Genomic DNA, 24,253 nt, shown 5'->3' with positions numbered 1-24,253 from the left:
ATATTTGACAAATCATGATTCTTGTTATTTAATAATTACAAACGAGCCGCTCAAAAACATGGAGGTACATAATTATGAGTATTGTAAAAGACATATATCTTACATCAGATGAGGTAAAAGCAATTTGTAATATCGAAACAACTCAAGAACTCATTGATTTTCTTGTAAAAAAAGGCTATTGGCACGATGACAAAGTATGGAGATATTTAGGTGACACTGAAAACAACTACTCTAGCATTGGAAATCAGCAAAGTCATCCAGTTTCTTCCATAGTAGAAAAGGTTGTCAATTCTTTCGATGCTATCTTAATGAATGCTGGTAAAGAGCTAGGAATTGACTTAGACAATATCCTAGATCCAGCTAGAACTAAAGAAAAAATACTTAAATATATTCAAGAACGCTACAGTACAGCTTCTGATATAAAACTGATTAAAGACGACATTTCACGGTTAGTTGCAGTTTCCTTAACCGGTGCTAAATCGCCTGAAAATCCTAATATTACAATTGCAGATCGCGGAGAAGGACAAACACCTGACAGCTTACCCGACACTATTTTATCACTAGGAAAAAGCAATAAAATCCGAATCTCAATTGTTCAAGGAAAACATAACATGGGAGGAAGTGGCGTAGCAAAGTTTACAGAGCTACAAGTTGTTGTTACTCGTAAAAACCCTGCTTTAGTCGATCCTACAAACTCTCGTAATAATCAGTGGGCATTTACAGTAATTCGGCGTACTCCCCCAACTGGCAACATGCGCAGTTCGGTAGTTGAGTATTTGGCACCAATTGCTGCAGATATGAATCCGAAGAAAGGCTCTATTTTAGGATTCAGTGCAGATACATTCCCAATTATTCCGAATGCATCGGCTTTATGTGGTACTGAAGTAAACTATGGAACATTCATTAAGTTATTTGATTACGAAATTGGTGCACATAAAACTAGTATTCTTTTAGATAATGGATTAGGTCATGCTATTAAAATGCGTTTACCCAAAATGACAGTTCCTGTTCGTTTTTGTGAATTCCGGGCTTTTAGAGCACAAGGGTCTAAAAATGTATTTGCTGATGGATTATTAGACTACTTTACTGATTCTCGTCAAGGAGACTTAGAGGAAGGCTTCCCCACGTATACTACAATGACTGTGCAAGGAGAGACTCTAAGCTGTTCAACATATGTCTTTAAGAGAGGAACGCTTTCAAAGTTCTTACGTGGTACCGGGGTCATTTTCTCTTTAAATGGCCAAACCCATGCCATGCTTGATAAGGCTATTTATTCACGTAAGAGACTCAAACTAAATGAGATTAAGGATGATACTTTAACAATTGTTGATTGCTCTCACCTAAGTAATGTAGCAATTGAAAAATTATTCATGAACAGTCGTGACCGGTTAGTGGATTCGCCTTTCGCTGAAGAAATAAAAAAAGAGCTAGAAAATTATCTAGCATACGAAGCAAATCTTAAGCGATTAAATGAGGCTCGAATTCAAGAAATGATTAAAAACAATATGGCTGATAATAAGCCTTTAGCAGATGCTTTAAAAAAAGTCGTTAAGAATACAGAAGTTTTAAACCAGTTACTAGATTTAGGAATTGACATTCCAGGTGACGATGGTATTGGTTCTGGTGAGATTGACGAGGAAGGTGACGGATCAGAAAATTTTGTAGGAAAAGAGACTCCAACCTTCTTTAGATTTTATGGCCAGCAAGACGGTTATGTCTTTAAAGGAAACAATCAAGAAGGAAAAAAATCTCGCATTAAATTCGAAACAGATGCTAATGATGACCTTTTCATAAGAGAAGGATCAGATTGGAAAAGCCAATTATTCTTAGTACAACCTGGATTGAATCCTACACCATTAGATTACTCACTAAAGCTTAAAAATGGTAATGCATCATTGTCATTTAACCCTCCAAGTGTTTATACGGAAAATGATATAGTAAAATTTAGGTTTGATGTGGAAAATGACACAGCAGATGAAATTTTCAGCAATGAATTTAAACTTACAATTGTCAAGCCTTTTAAACCATCTGGGGGAGATGGCGGAGGTGGCACCACTGGTGGAAATACCGGTGGTACAGGAAATGCCCCGTCCCAAAGTAAATTAAAGCTGCCAAATATCTCAACAGTTACAAAAGAAGATTGGGAACAACATAATTTTAATGCTAAGCGTGTATTAAAAATTATTGACAGCACAGATTCTTTAACTTTTATGTTCAATGCGGATAATACAGCATTGAAATCAGAAATAAGTTCTGCCCGTAAAAGCTTAAAAGACTTAACTAAAAACAAGTTTATCTATGGAATGACAATGTTAGGGCTAGCAGCATATTCTCTTGTTAAAGAGGATGAGGAGAATTCTAAAGGATTTAATTCTTTAGAAGATGTCGAAAAGATTTGTGAAGCATATGCTCCATTTATTATTCCTACATTAAATATGTTGAATTCTTTTACCGCAGTAGAAGATTGATTTGATTAGTACTAAAAGCACGTGCTATATATTAGCACGTGCTTTTAGTATATTATAATGAAGAATATCGGAAATGTTAGCGACACAGCTGATACAAAAAACTATCAATTTATTATAAGCTACTAGGAGCGAGCTGCGGGTGAATGCGGTTGAACTTCCCTATGTAGATAGAAAAGCATTGTTATCTCCCTTCAACCTGAGAATGGCCGTTTGTTACTGATTAGGTAAAGGAGCTGATTACATGATGAAAGAGAATCTCGTTGTAGTATGCACGGTTGCTAAGTGGAAATTAAAAGGAGCCCTTTGTTTAAAGGGCTCCTTTCTATTAATTAACTTTAAAATTCAAGACTTGGAGTGGAGCGTCTACACTTATCTGGACAGAAAAATTAAGGTCACGTACACTTGACCTAAAACAGATGAGGAGCTCCAACTATGACAAAGCGAGAACGCCGCACATTCACGCCCGAGTTCAAAAAGCAAATGGTGCAGCTGTACCAGAATGGAAAAACGAAACGAGCCATTATTAATGAATATGATCTGACTCCGTCCTCTCTTGACCGGTGGATCAACCAGGATGAAACCTCCGGTTCTTTTAAAGAGAAAGACAATCGTTCTTCTGAACAGCAGGAGCTTTTGGAACTTCGCAAGGAACTAAAGCAGCTTAGAATGAAAAATGATATTTTAAAGCAAGCCGCGCTGATCATGGGACGAAATTAAATGTCATTAAGCGAAATAAAGACAAATACTCGGGTATCATCAATGTGCAGCGTCCTGCAAATCTCACGTAGTACGTACTATTATGAGGCCAAAGAACGTCAGTCAGAAGACGACGTAACAGGCGCTGTCATAGAGATTTTCGAACAAAACCGAAGTGCCTACGGCACGCGCAAGATCAAAGTCGAACTGCATAAGCGTGGATTTACGGTTTCCAGGAGACGTATTGGCCGTATCATGAAGGAACAAGGGCTTGTTTCTCCCTATACAGTGGCACAGTTCAAGCCGCAGAAAACTCCCTATAATGAGTCAGCTCAGGCAAATGAATTGAAACGCGAGTTTGAGCAGACAAAAGCGAAAAAAGTAGTCGTCAGTGATTTAACATATTTCAAAGTCAAAAACAAATGTCATTACGTATGTATCTTTGTCGATCTCTTTAATCGCGAAATCATTGGCTTGAGCACAGGACCCAACAAAGATGAGAGCCTTGTCGTACGGGCTTTTTCTTTCATTCAAGGTGATCTGCGAGATATCCAGCTGTTCCACACCGATTGTGACAGTGAGTTTAAAAACCAGCTCATCGACGAAACGTTAGCGGCCTTCCAGATTGGCCACTCTTTAAGCATGAAAGGCTGTCCATATGATAATGCCGTGGCGGAAGCCACGTTTAAAACCATTTAAACAGAGTTTGTCAGATAGACGAAGTTTGATAGTTTAGAGCATTTTACGCTTGAATTCAGTGATTATGTTAACTGGTTTAACAAGCTGCGAATTCATGGAACACTAGGCTACATAAGTCCAATTGAATACAAACGATCGTCCCTTAAGAAAATTGTCTGGTTTAGTGTTGACATTTCAACATTACTTCATCTAAATGAATACTTTTATCCTAAAGTGTAAAAAATATAAATTATCTACACTTAATAAGGAGATATTTGATGCATAGTAAAAATCAATTATATGAAACATTAGCACTGGGCATCTATAATCGTTTCAAGAAAAAAGAACCCATTGTTATAAGTTCAAATGACCCTAATGTTGAACAAATTATAAAAATAACAGAGGAAGTAATAGAAGATCCATACAATTTTGAAGAGTTTGTAGCTCTTATAATGCAAGATATTCTAGGTGGAAAAGCAGAGACAACTAAAAAATCTGGTGACTTTGGTATTGATATAAAACATGCAATCAATGGAGACTTATTTTTAGCACAGGTTAAATGTTATAAACCTAGTGACAAAATTACTTATGAACCTATCTCTATTCTTCACTCTAATATAGTAAAAAATAACGCAAAGGGTGGTTACTTCGTTACAACATCTTCCTACAATGAAAATGCTCTAAAGTATGCGGATGGTCTAGGTATTGAGCTTATTAGCGGACACGATCTGGCTATGTATTGGCTTGGTAAAAAGGAAAGTTGGTTAAACCAACCACTACAAAAAGGATTCTTTGATCTTATATTTGAAGGTATAGATAGATTCTTTGAGGAATTATTTAATCCAAGTAAGGAAAAAAAGCAAAGTAAGGAATAGAAAAGCCATATGTTTTCATCATATGGTTTTTCTACAGCATATACTTAATAAAATATTAAATTTTTAAAGATATTTAATTTTAAAATCTTAGCCTTTTACACCCCGCAAATTTCAATTGATCACAATACGTTGTTTTCTCCTTTAATGATTTTCAACTTTTTCTGGATGCAGGTCAGGGTTTTTCATTTAGAAGTTCACAGTTTCGCTATATTATTTTCTGCAATTTATTTTCTTACATTCAGCATGTCATTATTTAATTTTCTTTTATGAGTTTTTCCTTCCTATATTCATTAAAGGACTGCTTACATTTGCTTGTCCCCTAACTTGTCGTCTGCTAACGATTGAAGATATGTTTGGGTAACTGTGAGCGAAGAATCCCCTAAGCGTGATAAAAAATAAATGTCACAGCTATTTAACAAAGTATTTAAGGAAAAATGATATCGGTAGGTATGAGTTTTCCTTCGATTCCTACACGCTTTCCAGCCAGCTTAAAAACTTTATCGGGTGAACTGTAGGCCATTCCTTGTAATTCATAAGACAGGAAGTAGGTGTCTTCTTTGAATACCTTGATCTTTTAGATTCTCGATTAGTTTAATCATTTATTTCTTCTCCTAAAAAAATAGAATTATGTAACTTTTTTAGCATGTAGCCTATCCATTCAAGGCATACGTATAACCATAACTACTTCCAAAGGTTTACTCAACGACCCTTTTGTACTTTTTCCACCTAATACGACTAATTCCTCATAATTCGCCAACTTCTTGTTTATAATTTGTTGCTTTAATTCATCGATGCTAATAATGTCCGAACTTTTAGAACCAAATGAAACATCGTAATTTGATTCAACAATATCCTCTGGAAACAAAAATCCATGTTTCACTGAAAGTATAACCCACTTTTAAAAAACGATTAGCATATTTCTGACAAGAGTTATGAGATGAACCGATATAAACATCCCATGCTTTTGTTGGTCCAGCGGCCGGATTCTTATCGCATACTTTTTCCCCCACAAGGAATAATACATAGTCTTTCCATTACTTTCTATTCACTCCTTCTTGATTCAAAAGCGTTCCGGGAAACAACTCACTAGCTAAGCCAATTAGCAAATATTCAAGAAATGTAAGTGATGTTTCACCAAATTCTTTCCAAACCCCAATATCTTTTTTGGACCATGCTTTAATCCAGAAGTAAACAGGAGCTTTTAAAATAGGGTCTTCAACTGGGTATTTTTCAAATAATAGAGCTGCCCATTTAGAATATTTATTTAGTTTTTTAACTTCAGGATGTCCCAAACAAACTACTGCACTTAAATCCCCTATATGATAAGCGTAATTGTAACCCCATCTACAAAAGTTTGCTTTATTTTGTCTAATATTTTTTATGTTTATGGATAAATTACCTCCGCTTTTTCCATATTTTTCAGATTTCCCTATATATAATGGAATAACCTTATTATCTTTCTTCCAAAACATCATATAAATCAAACCATCGTATTTCTCTGTCTGCTCTATGTAATCAGTTAGGACCTTTTCTACTTCATTAATTAGGAAGGATTCCATGCTAGAACTTCTTTTAAGCATGATCCGATTATTAGTTCCATACGGAAAGGTTTCTACATTGTTTTCACTACCTTGAAATAAAGGTACTCCCTTTTCAAACACTTGGTAGTGGGAACAAAAATCTTCCCAAATTCGAATCTTATTATTCACTATACATTATCTCCTTTTTATGACTGAATCATTCTTCTTCACCCATAACCTCCAATATACACCAAGAAAACAGAATGTTTCTTTTTGTTACAATTAAGAAGCTATAAAGGATTGAAATGAAATGGGAAGTAACAAATTGACAGATGAGAATCGCTTATCTATTAAACGTGCAGACATTGCAAAATGGCTTGCACCAACAGAATTAAACAAAAACATAACGGCCGACCAATTAGCTGTTAATAGCAACAAAAAAGTTTACTGGGTTTGTGAAAATTGTTGATTTGTCTATCCCATGAGTGTGCAATCAAGAGTAAAAGGCAGTAAACCTCGGCTATGTGATTGTAACCGGCTCTCGATAAACAACCCTTACTTGTCATCTGAATGGCCTCCAGAGAAAAATGGTGTACTTGTTCTTGAAGAAATTAGTGTAGGAAGTCAAAGAAAAGTTCGGTAGAAATGTCATCGATGTCAATATAAGTGGGAAACAACAGTTTGGCTGCGTCATGTCAGAAATACAGGGTGTAAAATTTGACCGTTATTGTCTATGTGGGTGTACGAGGTTGCTTTTAGATAAGAAATATAGCAACCTCATGTTTCGAAACTATCCCCTATAGCTCTGTATACTTCGTACTTACTCCGTATGCTTTCTCTACAGGATATTTTTTATTGTTCTTTTGGAGCTTCTCTTCAATCGCCTGTTTAACATCAATTCCTACCTCATGTGCAAATAGCAATGCATACATTAATACATCCGCAAGTTCTTCTTTCATATTCTCATGTTTTTCGGCTACTGCTTCATGACTACTTTGCCATTGGAAATTTTCAAGTAACTCACTTGCTTCAAGAGAAAGAGATAACGCTAAATCTTTAGGGGTGTGAAATTGCTTCCAATTGCAATCATCTCTAAATTGAATCACTTTATTTGTTAGTTCCTTAATCTCATTCATATATACACCCTATTTCATTGATTTTTCAAACCGAAATACTGCATAAAGCATTGTTTTGGAACGCTTACAATTATCTGAGCAAAACATTAAGGTCACGTACACTTGACCTAAAACAAATAAAGCGCCGCACGATAAGCAAGCGAGAACACGGTACTTTTATATCCAAATTCAAACAACAGGTGAGGCAGCTGTACCAAAACGGAAAATTGAAGCTTACAATTATCATTAAGCTGTTATTAAAGATTTCCTATAATGAACTATCTTAATACAAATACTACAGAAAAATAGGATACGCTTGAATAAATCATTTATTCTTTTTTAACATACGAGATCACTTAATTTTTCTATTTACTGCGCTCCCGTATATATTTTTCCAACTCTTTATCACTGCAATAAACATAGCAACCCTTCATTCCTCTTGTCATTAGGGTTTTGTAAGTATTACGAACAAGATTCTCAAGAGAGTCAGGCTGACCTTTTTTTGGTTTAGCCGGCTTGGCTCCTTTATCTTTGAACTCGTCTCTTCGAACAATGAGAGATTTTGTTTCTTCATCATAGCCTAAGTCTTTCCCAATAATAACTCCGACATAGTTCATTTCAAGCCCTTGCACAGTGTGAATGCAGCCTATTTGGCTAGCACAGTCTGGATGGATAGCCCAGTCAATACGATTTGGATCGTTCCATGGTAGGGCAAAGTTATGCTCCTCTATAACAACGTCAGTTGGCAATTCTGCACCTTTTGTATTCTTTGTCCAATCCCATGCATATCCAGCTAAAAGCCTGCCACCACGCTTATCCACGATTTCTTCTTTCAACTCATGAGGATTGGAGACAACCTTAAATTCAAAATCACCTTCGAGTGAAATAGAATGGTCATTCTCGTTAAAAATACTCTCTAACCATGCAATATAATTTCCGGAACCGGCGCAGCGATACTGTGATTCTAATTCAACGATATGGGCCTCTGCTCCAAATCTCTCTGCTTCCTTTTTCAACAACTCTAGGCTTCCAATATCTTTTCTAGAGATTTGTTGAAAATCATCGATAAAAAAGACACTAATCTTTGAAGACCTGATAATTTGGGTAGCTTGATTTTCGCCCTCAATTTTCTTTTTCATATGACCATGTTCTTTTAAACGATGAGCTTCATCACAAATAAGTACATCAAAGTAGTTCTCAGGTGCATCAACATAGGAAGCAGACCCTTTAAACAAGTCCCTTACTTCCATACGTCCTGATGTTCCAATTAACTTTTTACGTAGTACCTCTCTGAAAGCTTGATTTGGTGTAATATACTCCACATACGCCCTGTTTTTTAACATATAGCTCATTAAGTTTAAGCCAATAACGGATTTCCCTGTCCCTGGCCCACCTTTAATCAAAATGACATGTTTTTGATCTGTTTGATTTTTAAATTCATTATATTTACTGATTACTTTTTCGTATGCTACCTTCTGTTCATCTAGTAGAATGAACTCTTCATTTCCCTCAATAAGTGAACTGACTGTTTCCACCAACTTTTTAGATGGTCGGATTTTTCCATTCTCAATCGTTTCTGCAATTTCTCTCCCATTTCCTTGTGCAACACACTGGCCAATCTTTTGAGCCAACTCTCTATCGTCAAACTGAAAATATAATGGAGAATCGTTAATATAGTCCTTATACCGTTCATCTAACAAAGGCTCCTCATTCCTAGCTGCAATATAGTTATGTAAATAAGCACAAGAATGAAGTTGGATAGATGAACTGCTGTATAGGGATTCATTGAAGTTTTGCAAGTATCGTTTATAAGAAGCAGCTTGATACGCAGGATGAACTGTTTCCCGCTCCCGGCCGCCCAGAAAGGTTCGAACAATTCCATCCCCTTCAGCAACCTTTGATTTCTGCCACTGTTTCAGCTCAATAATTACGGCATTCTTATTTCCTTTCTCATCTTGGCCCGTAACTAGAAAATCAATTCTTTTTTCTGAAGAGGGTAACTTATACTCAAGTAAAACATGAGTATCCTTCTGTAAATCAGCTTCACGTAACACTTTAGCCATCTGCGGAAGAGAATTTTCCCAGGATCTTAGTTCGCTTGATGAAACCACCTTGTTCATTTTAGACAGCACATTTTGTTGTAGCACATAGCCAATTTTATTGTCATACACATGATCTAAAAAGTTTGATGAAGTTTCATTATATATAATCATTTTTTCTCTCCTATTCTATGGAGTATTTTGCTGTGTTTTTCAAATTTCTATAACCTTTTTCCTCTCTTTAAAAACAGCTTCCTTATAAAAGATAAATTACCACCTATTTTTATAACAGGAGCAAGTTCTTATACAGGAGCAAATTCTGCATCCTTCTCTAACCAATCTAACTAAGATACGAAATGCTTGTTGTAATAGGACAAGTTTCAATACTCATATGCATGGTGTAAGGGGGGTGCTTGTATGTTTACAAAGACGAGAACCGAGATAAATATCATCACAATACCAATAGACAAAATAAAACCTCTATATAACCCAAAAGTTACAGGAACGTTCTCAAAAAGGATGCACAGGAGTCTTGATTACCTCAACACTTTTGACTTACTTCTACCCGTTGAAAAACATCCTCAAAAAGATGAGTATTATTTAGTAGGGAGCTACGATCGTTACTCTTTCATCAAAGAGATGGGGTTTAAAAAAGCTCCCTGTATAATAGAAGATTTTACAGACAAAAATTCGGAATATCTTAAGATCCTGAAAAGACTTGATAACAAAGGAGACTCGAACAAAGCTAATAAGCAGTATATTTTAAATAAGCTCCTGTTGAGCAATGTACCGTCAATAGAAATTCTTGAAAAGACCGGTTTCACAAATCAGGATTTCACCAATTATCAATACAAACCAACCGTTCCAGCTGAATATAAAAATGACTACACAACAGAAGAAACCTTAAATTGGATTGAGGGTCTGAAATTAGAAAACTCTGTAAAGGATTTTTTGTACGAAAGAGCAGGTCTAAACAATGCAGAAAGACTGACAGGTGAAAAACGCAAATTTTTACAGCACTTTTTTAAAAACGCTCAACGATTCCAAGAGTTATCTGCCTTTCAACAAATTGAAATACTAGCTGCTGCCTTAAACTTTAACAATGTAGCAATGTTATATTTACAAGGGAAAATCGACGAGCATTTAGAGTAGCATTTTTAAAAAGTCCACTTTGCGAATACCTATAGCAAAGTGGATTGTTTCGCTAACTCCGTACGTTTGGGAAAATTTAATTGCACTTTTACTTGTGAATTTTCCGACAAAATTTTTCCTTAATCGGTGTTCTTATCTTTTAATAAAGTTGTTAGTTCCTCAATTGTTAACACATCATCTTTTCGTCTATGTATCATCCTGTGACAGTTAGCACAGATAGGTACAAGGTCTTTTCTAGGGTCAATGAGCATTTCTTCTACTAATGAGCTAAGCGCCTTTACATGATGTACTTCGATAAAGTCCTTGCCTCGCTCCCCGTAAACCTTTTCAAAATTAAACCCACATACCTTACACGATAAACCATGAATTTCAATAGCATGCTTGCGATTTATAGGGTCGCGTTCGTACCTTTTGCCAAAGTAATGTTTAACTTTCCCTTCAAATCGATGTAGGTTTTCTTCTAAAAGTTCAGCCTCAATATCTCCATAAACTGCCTTTCCCAATTCACCATTATATAAATTTCGAGTTGTATGTGGATAAATTCCTTTAAGTTGAATAAACCATTCCATTAATTTAGATTCATAATTGTTCAGCCTTAGAAAATCTTCTCTAGAAATAATAACCCCTACTCTAAAAGAAAAAATATCATTGTGTTGCTGTTGTTGAATCTTGAGTCTTGCCATTCGAGAATCATTTATAAATTGATTTAAAGTGATAGGCTCAGGGTTATTGTTGACTACCCAAAAACTAAATTTATTTAAGTCAATGTGGTAACCGTTCACCCAACTAGTTATGAAATTAATCCATTGATTATGCTCTTCTAAATTATTTACTGACCTCTCACTCTGCTGCCTGTTCCATTCAAGATATACTTTTAATTGCTCCTGATTTACTGAAAAAGAAATTGATGATGCAGAATTTCGTCTATCTTTATGTTTTATTTCAAACCAAAAATACTGCAAAAGACGTTGGCCAATAATCCACCTATGAGGGATTACATCAAAATCATAAGCAACTTCCTCAATAACTTTTTTTATTATATCCCTCCATTGATTCCAGGCTTCTTTGTGCTTTTCTTTTTCGAATTCTTTTTGAATCATCCTGCTAGTATCGTAAAGCTCCTTGTCAAACACCTCGAAAAGACTTTCATCGGCTTTTCTTTGAATAATAGCATGAGGATTGACTTCTTTATTCATTTCACTATACTCAAAACGAGTTTCTGCTTTATTTATTGTAGTTTCAACTATGTTAAAGCCTAGTTTACTAAGAAATTTATTTGTTTCTTCTCCGCCGCTAAACTTTGAAGATGAAAGTTCTTCACCATTTGCGAAGATATTTGCAATTGAAATAACATATTTAGGAGGATAATGCTTTCCTTCATATAAAATACTGAACCTTGTTGATCCTCTCTTTTCTGGCACTCCCTCTTTACTGATTTTTTGTATTGCCTGGATTATATGTTCTTGGTTAATATTTTTAGGTATAGGCATCTGTGCAGCACCTCATTATCTATAGTGTTACCTGGTGTGGGTTGTATAATAGCTTAACTGTTCACCTATCGCTTTTCCTTCAAGAGGTACATTACATGTAAGCCCCTTTTTTGTAAGAGTAGGTATTAAATATTCTCTATATTTAGCCCCTGCATAGAAGTCAACATTTGTTATATCCAATTGTAAATCTTCTAGTTGTTTAATCACCATCTCGGACCATTTTCTTCTTTCTGATACCTTCATGGTGTTCAGGGTTAAGTCGGATGGCTCAATCAAATCTTTTTGTCTTAAGAGTCCATACTTTGCAGACAACACATACCAATCATCATAGCCTTGCTGCTCAATAAAATTAACCGCCTTCTTAAACAAAGTAGATTCCTGGTACATCTCTCTTGCGGTGCACGGATAACTAGCTTTTAGTTTTGTGCAGCTTACTAGCGCAATTTTCATTTTATATTCTCCTCGTGATTCATATCCTCAAAAACCAAATATGTTTATACAAAAAAGAGTAGCATCCTTTAACTATTACTCCCAATCTGGTTAAATAAACATGCCTCAATTCGCTTTATATAAAATCCATGCCTGTAGCGCGAAGAAGTGCAATAGTTTCCATGTTTCTAGCTTGCTTAGGTATATATACAATCAAGCTCACTCTGCCTCTAGACATTAAAACACGATATACATTTTTAACGGCTTGTTCAGGGTTCTGATATTACTTTATCGATCTCATTATGCATTTTTATATGAAGAGAAAAATCTTCCTAATTCGATTACATTATTAGCAAAAAAGAAATGCACAACATCATTTGTGGTATTTTACAGATAAAAAAACTATAGAAAAATCCATTATTTTGTAACAAATTAAGAATAATGTCTACTAAATGTTATGGTATGGTGGATATTGTTAAATTTAAACTATATATCATTTCTTGTCCTGTGAACTTGTAAATAAAATGGAGGTTTTTTATGTATAAAGAGAAATGGCAGCATTCTGTCTGGTTCATTTCCCTTCTCTCAGCACTCTGGTTTTTAGTTGTCCCTGTTATCATTGCAATTGTTCTCATTATTCAGCGTCGTAGTGAAATGAAAAAAGCTCAAGTTGATTGGGAAAATAGTGGATTTGCAGAATTAAAAGAGGTTCAAGATAAGCTAACAAGCCTAAAACACGAATACCAAATGCTTTCAGACAAAAAAACATTGATACTGAAAGAGCTGGATGAATTTGCTCCTCTTCATGATCTTTCAGTTACAAAGACACAACTCAAGAAAAAAATAGACCAGTTAGAGAATCAAAAGACAGTTCTATTGACTCAATTAAGTGAAATTAATTCCTTCTCAGAAATACAAAGCAAAAAAGAAAAAGTAACGAATGATATCGATAATTTGCATAGCAAAAAACAAGAACTAGCAGAAAATATCTCCTCTTTGCAACAAAAACTAGTCGACGTAGAGGAAGAATTACAGATGCAGTCTTTCGGTTTCTATGAACCTAAATATGGTTTTGAAACCTCAGAAATGTACCAGAAGAAATTGGATAAAATCCGTTCTGAACAAAAACAACTTGTAAAGGACCGTGCAGCTACCCACCACTCCTTAGATTGGACAATCGGTAATGACAAGAAAAAAGGCCGGGAGTTTATCTTAGATACAATCAAATTAACGTTAAGAGCGTTTAACAACGAATGTGACAATATTATTAGTAAGGTGAAATTCAGTAACGTTGAAGCAAGTGAGAAACGTTTAATGAAAGTCTATACAGAATTAAATAAGCTTACTGATATGCAGAGTGTTTCCATTACCAAACACTATTGTGAACTTAAACTAAAAGAGTTGGATTTAAAATACGAATTCGAGCAGAAGAAACAGGAAGAAAAAGAAGAACAACAGGCGATTAAAGAACAAATGCGTGAAGAAGCAAAAGCACTCAAGGAGCTTGAAAAAGCAAAAGAGAAAGTCGAAAAAGAAGAGAAACATTTTGAGCAAGCGATCGAAAAAATGAATATGCAGCTTGCTAATTCTAATGACGCAGAAAAAGAAAAGCTGCTGGCTAAACTAAGAGAGCTTGAAGCTCAACTTGCAGATACTAAGAGAAATAAAGAGGACGTTCTGTTCCGTGTCCAAAATACTCGCGCTGGGTATGTATATATCATATCCAACATCGGTTCTTTTGGAGAGAATGTTTATAAAATCGGTATGACCAGACGTCTTGAGCCAATGGATCGAGTCAAAGAACTTGGTGATGCTTCTGTTCCTTTTACATTTGATGTCCACGCAATGATTTTTTGTGAAGATGCTCCTGCTCTAGAAAATGCTCTTCATAAATCCTTTGCAAAAAACAAAGTAAATAAAGTGAATGATCGAAAAGAGTTCTTCAGAGTTACATTACAGGAAATTGAACAGGTAGTTACGAAAAATTATAATAAAACTGTTGAATTTACCAAGTTAGCCATCGCAGAAGATTACAGACAATCTGTACAGATGGAAAAAGAAATGTTGCAATTAGCTTAATTCATTATTCGATACAACATAGAAAGATTTCTACTTACAACACAGAAAGCCCTATCAGTTCCTTGACTGATAGGGTCTTTCTTTTTCTCTGTGGATATTGCAAGCAAATTTATTCTGCGGCTTGCTTGTTTTATCAGGCTGGTTTTGATAGAACTGCTTGAATGATATACCGGTCGGGGGCATTCCCTACATAGGAAAAAGGATAACATGTCGTGAGCGTTAATGTAGGTTCTTCTTTATCCACTATTACCGAGCGGTCTTCTTTGTTTGTAATCCATATCTTTTGAATAATATAATGATAGGTTTGGTTGTCATATTCCACCACCAAAGAATCACCTATTTCCAATTCACCTAATCGAACAAAAACTGTATCTCTATGACCGCTTAACACTGTATGTTTTTCCCCGGGAGGTGTCGTTCTTTTGCTGTCAAACATCCCTACTCCCTTTTTCAGCACCTTTTCATCGGTTCCCCAAAATATCTGATATTTTTGTTGGATTTTTGGAATTACAAGCATACCTACTTTTTCACCTAGTATATGCTGATTGTTTATCGTAACCTTTTCTTTACTCGTCGACTGTGGAGAAGGTGTAACTTTTCGGTCGTCCGTTGTTTTCTCAGAAGTATTTTTAATCCGGTTATAGTGGGCTACTTCTTCTGTTGTCATATTTTCAGCTGATGAACGGCCTTCCTGCCAGCTTACAAAATTAGAGACCCCGAGAACCAATCCAGCTATCAACAAGAAAATGCCTATTGTTTTTCTCAAAATAACACCTCCGTTGACCGTATGTAATTATCTTTTTACCACCTATAAAAAACGACAGGTTGCCCTGTCGCTCTTGTTACTCTTTCACTTTTTTGCGGCGGATAAGAAGGGCTCCGCCAGCTGCAGCCATAACAGCGGCCATTCCTATCATCCCGACATCATTGGTAGCCGTATCAGGCATTTTTTCACCTGCTGCATTTGATTGTTGAGTGTTAGCATTGCTCTGATCCTCAGAAGTACTATCAGATGATGAATCCGTGTTTTCTGATGTAGAATCATTGCTGTTAGATGTAGAGTCATTGCTTTCCTGGGAAGCAACAAAGTCGTTGTACTCTGATGAACTCACTTCACAAGGGGCTCCGTCATTGTCACGGTCTAAATCATGCGGATCATTAGAAGCGCTGTATCCATTGTCATACCAAAATTGCATAACTTCCTGATTGCTTGAAAACTGTGGACAATCTCTGTCATCCGCAGGTGCCGCTAAGGAACCGCTTGCAAACGCCATTAATAAAAATGAAACCACTGCAAATCCTGAGAACCATTTCTTCATCTTTCGCCCTCTTTTCACTATATTTTTTGAAACATTACTACCGATAAGTAAAGTGTCAATTATGTAGTGATGCATTAAAACCTTCATTTTTTAAACTCAACAATTTTTAAGTTTCGATATACTATCTTTTTAGCAATGAACCATAAAGATTATGAAAATAACATTTCACGCAAAAAAAGCCTTCAACTAATTGAGATAATAGATGATTCATATTCTTTATTGGGTTACCCGATTTTTGCCTTTATAATCTTTATTTTCATTTTTTTATTACTTTTTAATATTTTTTTGTTTAAAGAATCGTCCTTTTTTCTAAAAAACTGATTGTTATCCACCTCTCAACTACCTGTTGAATTTACATAAAAATGTAGATAAGATTGCTGTTCACTTCTTTTGTCGTGATTTGTCGAACTAAAGTTATAGAATTTTACTTGTTTTTATAGGAAAATACAGAAGGTCCTTTCTTTACCAAATCCAAACATATCTTGTTTTTGTACGCTTTTTATTACTTAAATGAGAACCTCAATACTCATCATGTCGCCCCTGACTCTGGATTATATAACTTTTTAAGGAGCAAAAAACATGTTTAAATCTAAGTTTTTCAAACCGCTTACTGCCTCTCTTCTCTCTTTATCACTAGTCGCTGGTTCTTACGTGCCATTTGCCGCAGATCAATCCATTCAAACAGCTGAAGCTGCATTGCCAAAAACAGCAGCTAAAGTGACTGTTAAAGAAGTGGTCGACGGCGATACAGTCAAAGTTGTATACAAAGGAAGAACAGAAACAGTCCGCATGATCTTGATTGATACACCAGAAACGAAAGATCCAAATAAATGCGTTCAACTGTATGGTCCAGAAGCAGCTGCTTATACAAAGAAATACTTACTTGATAAAACGAAGACAGTCAGCATTGAGCTTGATAAAGATACTCGGGATCAATATGGCCGCCTTCTTGCTTACGTCTATGTGAATGAAACCATGTTTAATGAGCTGCTGATTCAAAATGGATTAGCCAGAATTGCTGTTTTTGAACCAAACACAAAATACCTAAAGAAACTGCAGGAAAGTGAAACCAAAGCGAAATCAGCCAAAAAAGGAATCTGGTCAAATTCAAATGCAATTAAAGGCGGATGCGCGCCAAAACCAGCCCCGGCTCCTGTTAAGCCGGCTCCAAAACCAACACCAGCTCCTGCACCGAAGCCAGCTCCAAAACCAGCTCCGGCTCCAAAGAAAGAAACATTTAAGAACTGCACAGAGCTTCGCAAGAAGTACCCAAATGGTGTTAAGAAAGGCCACCCTGCCTATGATGCTAAGCATGATCGCGATAAAGACGGATGGGCTTGTGAAAGATAAGAAAGAAATATTGATTTATAAAGAAAAGCCATATCAGTTACTGCACTGATATGGCTTTTCTTATTGTTTACGTTTTAGCTACTGCTCTTTAATTGCTCTGGCTTTTTCCTTAATACTCTCGTTTCTCTCAACCTCCCTTTATCAGCTCTTCAATTGATTCACCTTACGCTATAACAGTTTCATTTACCTTCCGATTCAAAAATTGTATAGTTTTTTCAAAAAATAATTTCGGATAGGAAATGATCATACCTACCAGGCATTAAGAAAATACAGAGAGTAAAGCAAGAAAAGTTTCAGCTTATTTGGTAAATCATTAAAAATAAGAGTCTATTTCTACTCTTCTTCCTAAATTGCCGGCAAAGCTACTTTTAACTTACAGTTTGATTCTGATTTAATTTCAGCATTGCATTTAAAATCTAATTCAAAATTTTTCCGCTTTAACTTCTAAATGTAGAGGAACTACCCGTAAGTTTATTCTGTTATAATAGATACTAGCAAATTACATAACAGGAGAAAACAACCATGAAAAAGCCATTGAACATTTTAGCTGCCACGTTACTTGCCGGAACCATATTTTCCTCTTCAATCTCACCCGCGTTTGCAGAAGATCCCACACCATTTACTGATGTAAACGGAACGGAATACTCAAAAGCTGTAGAGTTTCTCTACGACAATGGAATTACTAAAGGTATTAGCGCTACAAAATTCGGCGTAAGAGATCCAATCACACGAGTGAATGCGGCTGTAATCCTTGGAAAGTATTTAAACGTTGATCAAAGCAATCCAAACATTCCTAAATCCGGATTCAGAGATCTCCCACCTCGTGCAGTTAACATTGTTTCGTTCCTTAAATATAACGGCATTATGAACGGCAAAACAGATACATACTTTGGGGCCGGAGACAATATTACACGGGGCGAGGCGGCGATCATGCTTTACAGAGCCTTTGGCTATCAACTTCCGGATGCCGATGGAACAACTTCATTTACAGACATTTCGCCTCGATACGAAAGAGCTGTACAGGCATTAGTCAATAAAGGTGTTATCCTGGGAATCAATGATACGAAGTTTGGCACAAACGATCCTTTAACAAGAGGACAGTTGGCTTTACTGATGTATAGAATTAGCCTGCTGCCACCATACTCACCGCTCCCAGCCGAAGAAAAGCATGGTTTTGTTGCATTTGGCGACAGCAATACAGAAGGATTCTATTTTGAAAAACAGTTTCCAGAGTCTCTAGGAAATAAGTGGACGGACCAGGTAGCGGCTGTTTACGGCGAGGGAATAAATTCTACTATATATAATGCAGGGGTGAGAGGAAACACCACAGAACAAGGGGCAGTACGTTTTAAAGAGAAAGTGCTTGATGTAAATCCTAAGGCCGTAACAATTATGTTTGGGATTAATGACGCCTTGTTACTTGATAATGGCCAGCCGCAGGTAAGCAAAGTGATTTTTAAACAGAATCTTACCAGCATGGTTTTCCAGCTTAAAGCAAGAGACATTGAAGTAGTCCTAATGACGAATCCTCCGGTTATCGAAGGAATTTACTACAATTCCCAGATTGTAACCAAAAACAAGAACATTGCACCTTTATACACTGATAAAGATGGCTTACGCAACTGGATTAACAGCTATAACGATATCATCCGTCAAGTTGCCAAGGATCAGGGTGTTCCACTTGTAGATGTTCATAATATCCTCGTTGAAAAAGCTGGCGGTGCAACTGATTATTTGCTTGGCAGCAGTGGCCTGCTTGATGATAAGACAGGAATCCATATGACTCCAAAAGCAAATGACATCATTGCCGAGCACGTAAAGAACAAACTTTCGGACAAAATCAATAGCAATCCATCAGATGAACTTAATGTCTCAATTAAGGTAGATAAAGATATTTATGATCTGTCCACCGATAAGAGTATTAAAATCACTATATCGAATATGGATAGTAAATCATACTCTTATTCGCCGCCGAGCTTTCTTCAAAAAAAGCTAGATAATCAATGGGTTACAGTGGAGTACAGTGATGAATTAGCTTTTCCTGGTATCGTCGAAACTTTAATGCCTAATACAACTGCTACAGCAGGTATCTCTCTTGATGCACGTTCATTTAAGCAGCCTCTTACAGCAGGAGTTTATCGAGTTGCGCACCCTCTAGGGAAATCAACTGATTTTAAAATTGTTGAATAGGAGAAAACCGCAAAGGTTTTCCCCCTTCAGTGTTAGAATTCATTAGATTTAAGTTTTGAACTTGAAATTTTGCCCTTAACTAAAATTGGTTAATTGGAGGTATCGAACCGTCCCGTACTTCTCAAACACTTTAACGCTTCACACTTTAACAGAGCGGGGGGCAGACCCGGCCACCTGCTGCTTTGTTGTTAACCCTTTATAAGCAACGGCTCCCCCTATCGCACCGATAATCGGTCCAATCACATAAACTGGAAACTGTGCCCAGCTGATATTGCCACCTGCTAAGCTATTTATCACATAGGGGCCAAATGTCCGAGCGGGGTTAAACGAAGCGCCAGTTGCCCCAGCTGTTAACATGATCAGTCCCCCTACCGTCAATCCAATCACAAGCCCTGCCCAATTTCCCGGGGCGTCCGAATCAACAGCAATCCCCATAATCACAAACATAAGTACAAATGCTGCGATCGCTTCCACAACCATCCCCTGTACATAGCCCGTACTTGGACCAAGTGATGTTGCACCTAACCCTCCAAGGTGAAGACCGTCCATTCCAAGAACAGCAACAATCGCCATTGCACCGATGATACCGCCAACGCACTGAGCAATGAGGTATGCGGGAACTTCTTTCCAGGCAAAGTGACCAGTGGCTGCTAAACCAATTGTAACGGCAGGATTAATATGGCAGCCGGAGATTTTTCCGATTGTAAAAATCATCGCCATGACGACAATCGCAAAGGCAACACTTATTACGCCGATATCCGCAAGCGTCGTCGCCGCATTATTACTTGTTGTAATGACCCCATTAAACGCCGCAGTTCCAGCACCAATGAGTACGAGTAAAGCAGTTCCGATACCTTCAGCCACACATCGTTTGAACAGAACTGGGGGTTCCATGACAGACCTCCTTTATTTTACAAGTCCGTGAGGGTCAATGACATACTTTCTCGCTGCACCTTGATCAAACTCTTGGTACCCTCTTGGCGCATCTTCTAAAGAAATAACGGTTGCATTTACGGCTTTCGCAATTTGTGCTCTTCCACTTAAAATCGCTGCCATTAAGTCACGGTGGTATTTCATCACAGGTGTTTGCCCAGTTACAAAGGTATGTGCTTTTGCCCAACCAAGGCCAAGACGCACCTTTAATGTCCCGATTCGTGCATCTTCATCAATTCCACCAGGATCCCCTGTTACATAAAGCCCTGGAATACCAAGTTTCCCGCCAGCACGTGTTACGGTCATAATTGAATTAAGTACGGTTGCCGGCGCTTCCCCTGCATTTGCTCCATGTCCTGACGCTTCAAATCCCACGCAGTCAACGGCGCAGTCGACTTCAGGAACCCCTAAAATTTGTTCGATTTGCTCACCAAGATCCGGATGTTCACGAAGGTTTACGGTTTCACATCCAAAGCTTTTTGCTTGTTGAAGCCGATCCCCGTTCAGGTCACCGACAATGACAACAGCCGCACCGAGTAATTGAGCTGAGTGCGCTGCTGCTAACCCAACTGGACCTGCTCCAGCAATATAAACCGTCGAGCCTGGTTTGACCCCTGCACTGACTGCACCGTGATAACCTGTTGGAAAAATATCTGAGAGCATTGTTAAATCTTTTATTTTTTCCATTGCCTGATCTTTATCTGGGAATTTTAATAACTGGAAATCAGCATACGGAACCATAACATATTCAGACTGACCTCCGACCCATCCGCCCATATCAACATAGCCATACGCTGAACCTGGACGATCAGGATTTACATTTTCACAAATATGAGTGTCACGCTCTTTACAACTACGACAGCGCCCACAAGCAATATTAAATGGAACAGATACGAGATCGCCTTTTTTAATGAACTCAACATCGCTTCCAACTTCAATGACTTCACCTGTAATTTCATGTCCAAGAACAAGTCCAGTTGGAGCAGTCGTTCTTCCGCGCACCATATGCTGATCGCTTCCACAAATGTTCGTTGTGACAACCTTTAAAATCACACCATGGTTACATTTACGACCAACATTCAGTGGATTAACACCTGGGCCGTCTCTTAACACTAAATCGGGATAACCTATGTCCTGTATTTCCACCTTGCCTGGCTTCACATACGCGACTGCTTTGTTTCCACTCATTTTGCAATTCCCCCTTAAGATAAATGTCAGGCAGTTCACTTTATATCTTGCAAGAATCGCGCCATGATCCAAGTTTTTGTTTAAAGCCCCTTTTTATGATGAGTGATTATTAAACCTGCTTATTTTCTGAACAACAACCCTGTCCTATTTTAGGACAGTTGTTCATTTGAACTTGGAAATATTTATCCAAATAGTATAATAAATTTAAAGTAAACGTTACTATTTAAAGGGGGACAAGCAAATGCCACAGGAGAACCTTGTCGAGCGGGTTGATATAATCAACCGTTCTTGGAAACGTTGTCAAAATTTTGGACTTTCACCCTCCGACCCTATGGATGACTCGATTTTAACCGGTAGTGCCTTACAAGAGGTATTAACTGAAAATCAGTCGATGATTCGGCACGCAACATTAATTTTAGAAAACCTTTATCCTGCCATTCACTCCCAAGGACTCGTCACAGTGATTGTTGATCGGAATGGAACCATTATTCACAAAGTAGGCCATCTGGATAATAATGAGACGATTGATTATTTGCCAGTTGGTTCCAATTGGTCTGAAAAAAGAAAAGGCACCAATGCGATGGGACTCGCCATCTACGAAAAGAAACCAATCATTACGCACGCTGAGCACCATTTCTACGTGAAAAATCACTTTCTTACCTGTGCAGCAAGTCCCATTTATTCTCCAACTGGAGAGTTAATAGGTGCGGTTAATATTAGTGCAAAAAAAGAGATGTATCACCTTTTTACGATTTCCTTAACAACGATGATGGCCGAAAGTTTACAGACCCGGCTGCTTCTTGACCAGACTAAGCAAGAAAAGGTGTTAGCATTAAAAGAACTTGAGCTAACATCAAACTTATCAACCGTTCCGCTTCTTACCCTTGACCGTGAAAATACGATTATTCGTGCCAATCAAAAAGCCCGTTTTATTTTAGGGGAAGATTGCATCGGGGATGAGTTTCATGTCGGAAAAGGTTACTCGGTTGAAATCATCTCTGATCAATCACAAAAAGTTTACAGCTCCGTTGTTTCTTTAAACGAAGCAAACAAGAAGGACGAGACGGCAAAAAAACTATACAGCACCTCAGATATCATTGGCTCTTGTCCCAAAATAGAAAAGGTTCGAAACATGATAACAAAGGCGGCTTTTTTTGATTACCCTGTCATTATTTACGGGAAAAGTGGAACAGGAAAGGAACTTATTGCACAATCATTACATAGCCATGGCTCACGATTCGGGAAACCATTTGTCGCTGTGAATTGTAGCGCGATCCCAGAAAATCTTATCGAAAGTGAATTATTTGGCTACGAAAAGGGGGCATTTACAGGGGCGAATCACAAAGGATCTCCGGGCAAATTTGAAGCAGCAAACGGCGGAACCATCTTTCTCGACGAAATTGGCGATATGTCCTTAAAGGCCCAAGCAGCTTTACTCCGTGTCTTACAAGAAAGTATTGTTACACGAGTCGGCGGTGTGAAAGTCATCCCGATCAACACAAGGGTTATCGCGGCTACAAACAAAAACTTACGTGAAGAAATTAAAGCAGGACGCTTTCGAGAGGACTTATACTACCGGCTTAAAGGGATTTTCATTACCCTCCCGCCGCTGAAAGACAGAACCGACATCCTTGAATTAACCGAGCATTTCATTAATACATTAGACCATTCACCAGTCTCGTTATCGGAGGAAGCAAAGCAAAAAATCCTCGCCTATCATTGGCCAGGAAACATCAGAGAACTTAAAAGTGTCCTTATCCAAGCCTCCTTTTTGGCCGTAGGAAACGAGATTAAGGCGGATGATTTACACTTTGAAGATGTGTATGAACAACAAACTCAGCAATTAGCAATTGTAGAAAAAAAACTGTCTTCACTCAGGCAGACGGAAAAAGAGGCCATCACTCAAGCACTAACATCTGCTGGATGGAATATAAGCAAAGCTGCGAGGATATTGAAGATTAGTCGCAATACACTGTATCTTAAAATGAAGAAGTATGAGTTGTGAAGCGAGGGGGCGGTTCGAGCCTGGTGAAAAAAAGGAAAAAATAACTGTAAAGCGACCTTTCCTTTTCTGAAAGGTCGCTTTTGCTTTTTTGCTAACGTGAAAAATAGCGCTTAAAAGATGTGCAAGCTTACATTTCGCCCCCTAAAGAAAAATTTTCAATGTATTTTTAAGCCTTGATATGACTGGGTTTCTTCTTCTTTCCCTAAAAAATAAGTTTAAATGTGCTGCAACGCTATCACTCATCATTACCGAGGTGTACGGCTTTCCATCACTTAAGATTTTCAAAATAGAAATGACTAATTCCTTTTGGGTTGGCACAGATTCCGCTAATTGTTCATCGTAATCTAAGTTCCTTTTACTGTACTTATTAGATAGTAGCAGAGTTTCTAATTTCTCCTCACTTGGAACACCATCCACTTTGAAAATTCCTTGTATTTCTGCACTTGTATAACCTAGTTCGCTCATTTTTTTAATAACACTTAGAACTCTTAATGATTCTTCTGTATAAAAAGGTTTTGTACCTTGTTTAACATAAGGAATATATTCTTTAAACTTCTTTACCTATTGTCTGCCGGTTGATTCAGACCAGCCAACACTATGAGATAATTGAATTTTGGCCATTAATTTATTAGTCATTATCCTACCCCTCAAAGAAGCTTTTGGTTATATTTTTCCATGTTATTCATTGGCAAAGAAAAAATTTGTCCAATATCTCAATCTTATATAA

At 37.3% G+C, this 24,253-nt stretch carries 21 protein-coding genes and 1 pseudogene; 11 read left to right on the top strand and 11 right to left on the bottom strand.

Annotated elements, in window-relative coordinates; genetic code table 11:
- Positions 1–74: 74 nt before the first annotated feature.
- The 5 genes and pseudogenes from M3221_RS18375 (at position 75) to M3221_RS18365 (ending at position 4,717) form a co-directional block, all read left to right on the top strand.
- A complete protein-coding gene (locus tag M3221_RS18375; protein WP_251273178.1) occupies positions 75–2,468 on the top strand; it encodes a hypothetical protein in 2,394 nt (797 codons plus the stop codon).
- 432 nt (positions 2,469–2,900) lie between these two features.
- Positions 2,901–3,185, top strand: coding sequence for a transposase (locus M3221_RS26390; RefSeq protein ID WP_285881209.1), 285 nt, complete (start codon positions 2,901–2,903; stop codon positions 3,183–3,185).
- Complete coding sequence (locus M3221_RS26385; RefSeq protein WP_285881207.1) at positions 3,186–3,863, top strand: IS3 family transposase; 678 nt, start codon at positions 3,186–3,188, stop codon at positions 3,861–3,863.
- A gap of 33 nt (positions 3,864–3,896) precedes the next feature.
- Positions 3,897–4,082, top strand: a pseudogene (locus M3221_RS26380) (IS3 family transposase); the annotation flags it as partial.
- A gap of 38 nt (positions 4,083–4,120) precedes the next feature.
- Positions 4,121–4,717, top strand: a complete 597-nt coding sequence (locus M3221_RS18365) for a restriction endonuclease (RefSeq protein WP_251273177.1) — start codon at positions 4,121–4,123, stop codon at positions 4,715–4,717.
- A 658-nt stretch (positions 4,718–5,375) separates the two neighbouring features.
- On the opposite strand, the gene M3221_RS26875 is transcribed toward M3221_RS18365, so the two are convergent.
- A complete protein-coding gene (locus tag M3221_RS26875; protein WP_396120369.1) occupies positions 5,376–5,597 on the bottom strand; it encodes a hypothetical protein in 222 nt (73 codons plus the stop codon).
- Positions 5,598–5,751: 154 nt separating this feature from the next.
- The gene (locus M3221_RS18355) at positions 5,752–6,426 is read right to left on the bottom strand and encodes a Rossmann-fold NAD(P)-binding domain-containing protein (protein ID WP_251273176.1); all 675 of its coding nucleotides are present in this window, start codon (positions 6,424–6,426) and stop codon (positions 5,752–5,754) included.
- Positions 6,427–6,547: 121 nt separating this feature from the next.
- Between M3221_RS18355 and M3221_RS18350 the strand changes: the two genes are divergently transcribed.
- Positions 6,548–6,706, top strand: coding sequence for a zinc-ribbon domain-containing protein (locus M3221_RS18350; RefSeq protein ID WP_251273175.1), 159 nt, complete (start codon positions 6,548–6,550; stop codon positions 6,704–6,706).
- 328 nt (positions 6,707–7,034) lie between these two features.
- On the opposite strand, the gene M3221_RS18345 is transcribed toward M3221_RS18350, so the two are convergent.
- The gene (locus tag M3221_RS18345) at positions 7,035–7,373 is read right to left on the bottom strand and encodes a nucleotide pyrophosphohydrolase (RefSeq protein WP_251273174.1); all 339 of its coding nucleotides are present in this window, start codon (positions 7,371–7,373) and stop codon (positions 7,035–7,037) included.
- Between the two features lie 344 nt (positions 7,374–7,717).
- Positions 7,718–9,565: a DUF2075 domain-containing protein gene (locus M3221_RS18340; RefSeq protein WP_251273173.1), complete on the bottom strand. Its 1,848-nt coding sequence runs from the start codon at positions 9,563–9,565 to the stop codon at positions 7,718–7,720.
- Positions 9,566–9,808: 243 nt separating this feature from the next.
- Here M3221_RS18340 and M3221_RS18335 point away from each other — a divergent pair, with 243 nt between their 5' ends.
- Positions 9,809–10,543 carry a hypothetical protein gene (locus M3221_RS18335; protein ID WP_251273172.1) on the top strand — a complete coding sequence of 245 codons (735 nt, stop codon included), beginning with the start codon at positions 9,809–9,811 and terminating at the stop codon, positions 10,541–10,543.
- A 119-nt stretch (positions 10,544–10,662) separates the two neighbouring features.
- Here M3221_RS18335 and M3221_RS18330 read toward each other — a convergent pair whose 3' ends face one another.
- On the bottom strand, positions 10,663–12,033 hold the full coding sequence (locus M3221_RS18330) for an HI_0552 family protein (RefSeq protein ID WP_251273171.1): 1,371 nt from the start codon (positions 12,031–12,033) through the stop codon (positions 10,663–10,665).
- 27 nt (positions 12,034–12,060) lie between these two features.
- Positions 12,061–12,483, bottom strand: coding sequence for a DUF6884 domain-containing protein (locus M3221_RS18325; protein WP_251273170.1), 423 nt, complete (start codon positions 12,481–12,483; stop codon positions 12,061–12,063).
- 516 nt (positions 12,484–12,999) lie between these two features.
- Between M3221_RS18325 and M3221_RS18320 the strand changes: the two genes are divergently transcribed.
- A complete protein-coding gene (locus M3221_RS18320; protein WP_251273169.1) occupies positions 13,000–14,541 on the top strand; it encodes an SNIPE associated domain-containing protein in 1,542 nt (513 codons plus the stop codon).
- Positions 14,542–14,674: 133 nt separating this feature from the next.
- On the opposite strand, the gene M3221_RS18315 is transcribed toward M3221_RS18320, so the two are convergent.
- The gene (locus M3221_RS18315; RefSeq protein ID WP_251273168.1) at positions 14,675–15,307 is read right to left on the bottom strand and encodes a class D sortase; all 633 of its coding nucleotides are present in this window, start codon (positions 15,305–15,307) and stop codon (positions 14,675–14,677) included.
- Positions 15,308–15,383: 76 nt separating this feature from the next.
- Positions 15,384–15,860, bottom strand: a complete 477-nt coding sequence (locus M3221_RS18310) for an excalibur calcium-binding domain-containing protein (protein ID WP_251273167.1) — start codon at positions 15,858–15,860, stop codon at positions 15,384–15,386.
- 579 nt (positions 15,861–16,439) lie between these two features.
- Between M3221_RS18310 and M3221_RS18305 the strand changes: the two genes are divergently transcribed.
- A complete protein-coding gene (locus M3221_RS18305) occupies positions 16,440–17,210 on the top strand; it encodes a thermonuclease family protein (RefSeq protein WP_251273166.1) in 771 nt (256 codons plus the stop codon).
- Between the two features lie 522 nt (positions 17,211–17,732).
- Positions 17,733–19,400, top strand: coding sequence for a GDSL-type esterase/lipase family protein (locus M3221_RS18300; protein WP_251273165.1), 1,668 nt, complete (start codon positions 17,733–17,735; stop codon positions 19,398–19,400).
- A 138-nt stretch (positions 19,401–19,538) separates the two neighbouring features.
- Here M3221_RS18300 and M3221_RS18295 read toward each other — a convergent pair whose 3' ends face one another.
- Positions 19,539–20,294 carry an MIP/aquaporin family protein gene (locus tag M3221_RS18295; protein ID WP_251273164.1) on the bottom strand — a complete coding sequence of 252 codons (756 nt, stop codon included), beginning with the start codon at positions 20,292–20,294 and terminating at the stop codon, positions 19,539–19,541.
- A 12-nt stretch (positions 20,295–20,306) separates the two neighbouring features.
- A complete protein-coding gene (fdhA, locus tag M3221_RS18290) occupies positions 20,307–21,521 on the bottom strand; it encodes a formaldehyde dehydrogenase, glutathione-independent (protein ID WP_251273163.1) in 1,215 nt (404 codons plus the stop codon).
- A gap of 241 nt (positions 21,522–21,762) precedes the next feature.
- Between fdhA and M3221_RS18285 the strand changes: the two genes are divergently transcribed.
- Positions 21,763–23,526 carry a sigma-54-dependent Fis family transcriptional regulator gene (locus M3221_RS18285; RefSeq protein WP_251273162.1) on the top strand — a complete coding sequence of 588 codons (1,764 nt, stop codon included), beginning with the start codon at positions 21,763–21,765 and terminating at the stop codon, positions 23,524–23,526.
- Positions 23,527–23,667: 141 nt separating this feature from the next.
- On the opposite strand, the gene M3221_RS18280 is transcribed toward M3221_RS18285, so the two are convergent.
- On the bottom strand, positions 23,668–23,991 hold the full coding sequence (locus M3221_RS18280; RefSeq protein ID WP_251273161.1) for a hypothetical protein: 324 nt from the start codon (positions 23,989–23,991) through the stop codon (positions 23,668–23,670).
- Positions 23,992–24,253: the final 262 nt, after the last annotated feature.

The sequence above is a fragment of the Domibacillus indicus genome (genome assembly GCF_023715895.1).
GTDB lineage: Bacteria > Bacillota > Bacilli > Bacillales > Domibacillaceae > Domibacillus > Domibacillus indicus_A.
This window is presented reverse-complemented; position numbering and strand designations above follow the sequence as displayed.

Coding starts and splice junctions, on each gene's coding strand:
- M3221_RS18375 (WP_251273178.1), top strand. CDS start 75: ATGAGTATTGTAAAAGACATATATCTTACATCAGATGAGGTAAAAGCA.
- M3221_RS26390 (WP_285881209.1), top strand. CDS start 2,901: ATGACAAAGCGAGAACGCCGCACATTCACGCCCGAGTTCAAAAAGCAA.
- M3221_RS26385 (WP_285881207.1), top strand. CDS start 3,186: ATGTCATTAAGCGAAATAAAGACAAATACTCGGGTATCATCAATGTGC.
- M3221_RS18365 (WP_251273177.1), top strand. CDS start 4,121: ATGCATAGTAAAAATCAATTATATGAAACATTAGCACTGGGCATCTAT.
- M3221_RS18350 (WP_251273175.1), top strand. CDS start 6,548: ATGGGAAGTAACAAATTGACAGATGAGAATCGCTTATCTATTAAACGT.
- M3221_RS18345 (WP_251273174.1), bottom strand. CDS start 7,373: ATGAATGAGATTAAGGAACTAACAAATAAAGTGATTCAATTTAGAGAT.
- M3221_RS18340 (WP_251273173.1), bottom strand. CDS start 9,565: ATGATTATATATAATGAAACTTCATCAAACTTTTTAGATCATGTGTAT.
- M3221_RS18335 (WP_251273172.1), top strand. CDS start 9,809: ATGTTTACAAAGACGAGAACCGAGATAAATATCATCACAATACCAATA.
- M3221_RS18330 (WP_251273171.1), bottom strand. CDS start 12,033: ATGCCTATACCTAAAAATATTAACCAAGAACATATAATCCAGGCAATA.
- M3221_RS18325 (WP_251273170.1), bottom strand. CDS start 12,483: ATGAAAATTGCGCTAGTAAGCTGCACAAAACTAAAAGCTAGTTATCCG.
- M3221_RS18320 (WP_251273169.1), top strand. CDS start 13,000: ATGTATAAAGAGAAATGGCAGCATTCTGTCTGGTTCATTTCCCTTCTC.
- M3221_RS18310 (WP_251273167.1), bottom strand. CDS start 15,860: ATGAAGAAATGGTTCTCAGGATTTGCAGTGGTTTCATTTTTATTAATG.
- M3221_RS18305 (WP_251273166.1), top strand. CDS start 16,440: ATGTTTAAATCTAAGTTTTTCAAACCGCTTACTGCCTCTCTTCTCTCT.
- M3221_RS18300 (WP_251273165.1), top strand. CDS start 17,733: ATGAAAAAGCCATTGAACATTTTAGCTGCCACGTTACTTGCCGGAACC.
- M3221_RS18295 (WP_251273164.1), bottom strand. CDS start 20,294: ATGGAACCCCCAGTTCTGTTCAAACGATGTGTGGCTGAAGGTATCGGA.
- fdhA (WP_251273163.1), bottom strand. CDS start 21,521: ATGAGTGGAAACAAAGCAGTCGCGTATGTGAAGCCAGGCAAGGTGGAA.
- M3221_RS18285 (WP_251273162.1), top strand. CDS start 21,763: ATGCCACAGGAGAACCTTGTCGAGCGGGTTGATATAATCAACCGTTCT.
- M3221_RS18280 (WP_251273161.1), bottom strand. CDS start 23,991: ATGAGCGAACTAGGTTATACAAGTGCAGAAATACAAGGAATTTTCAAA.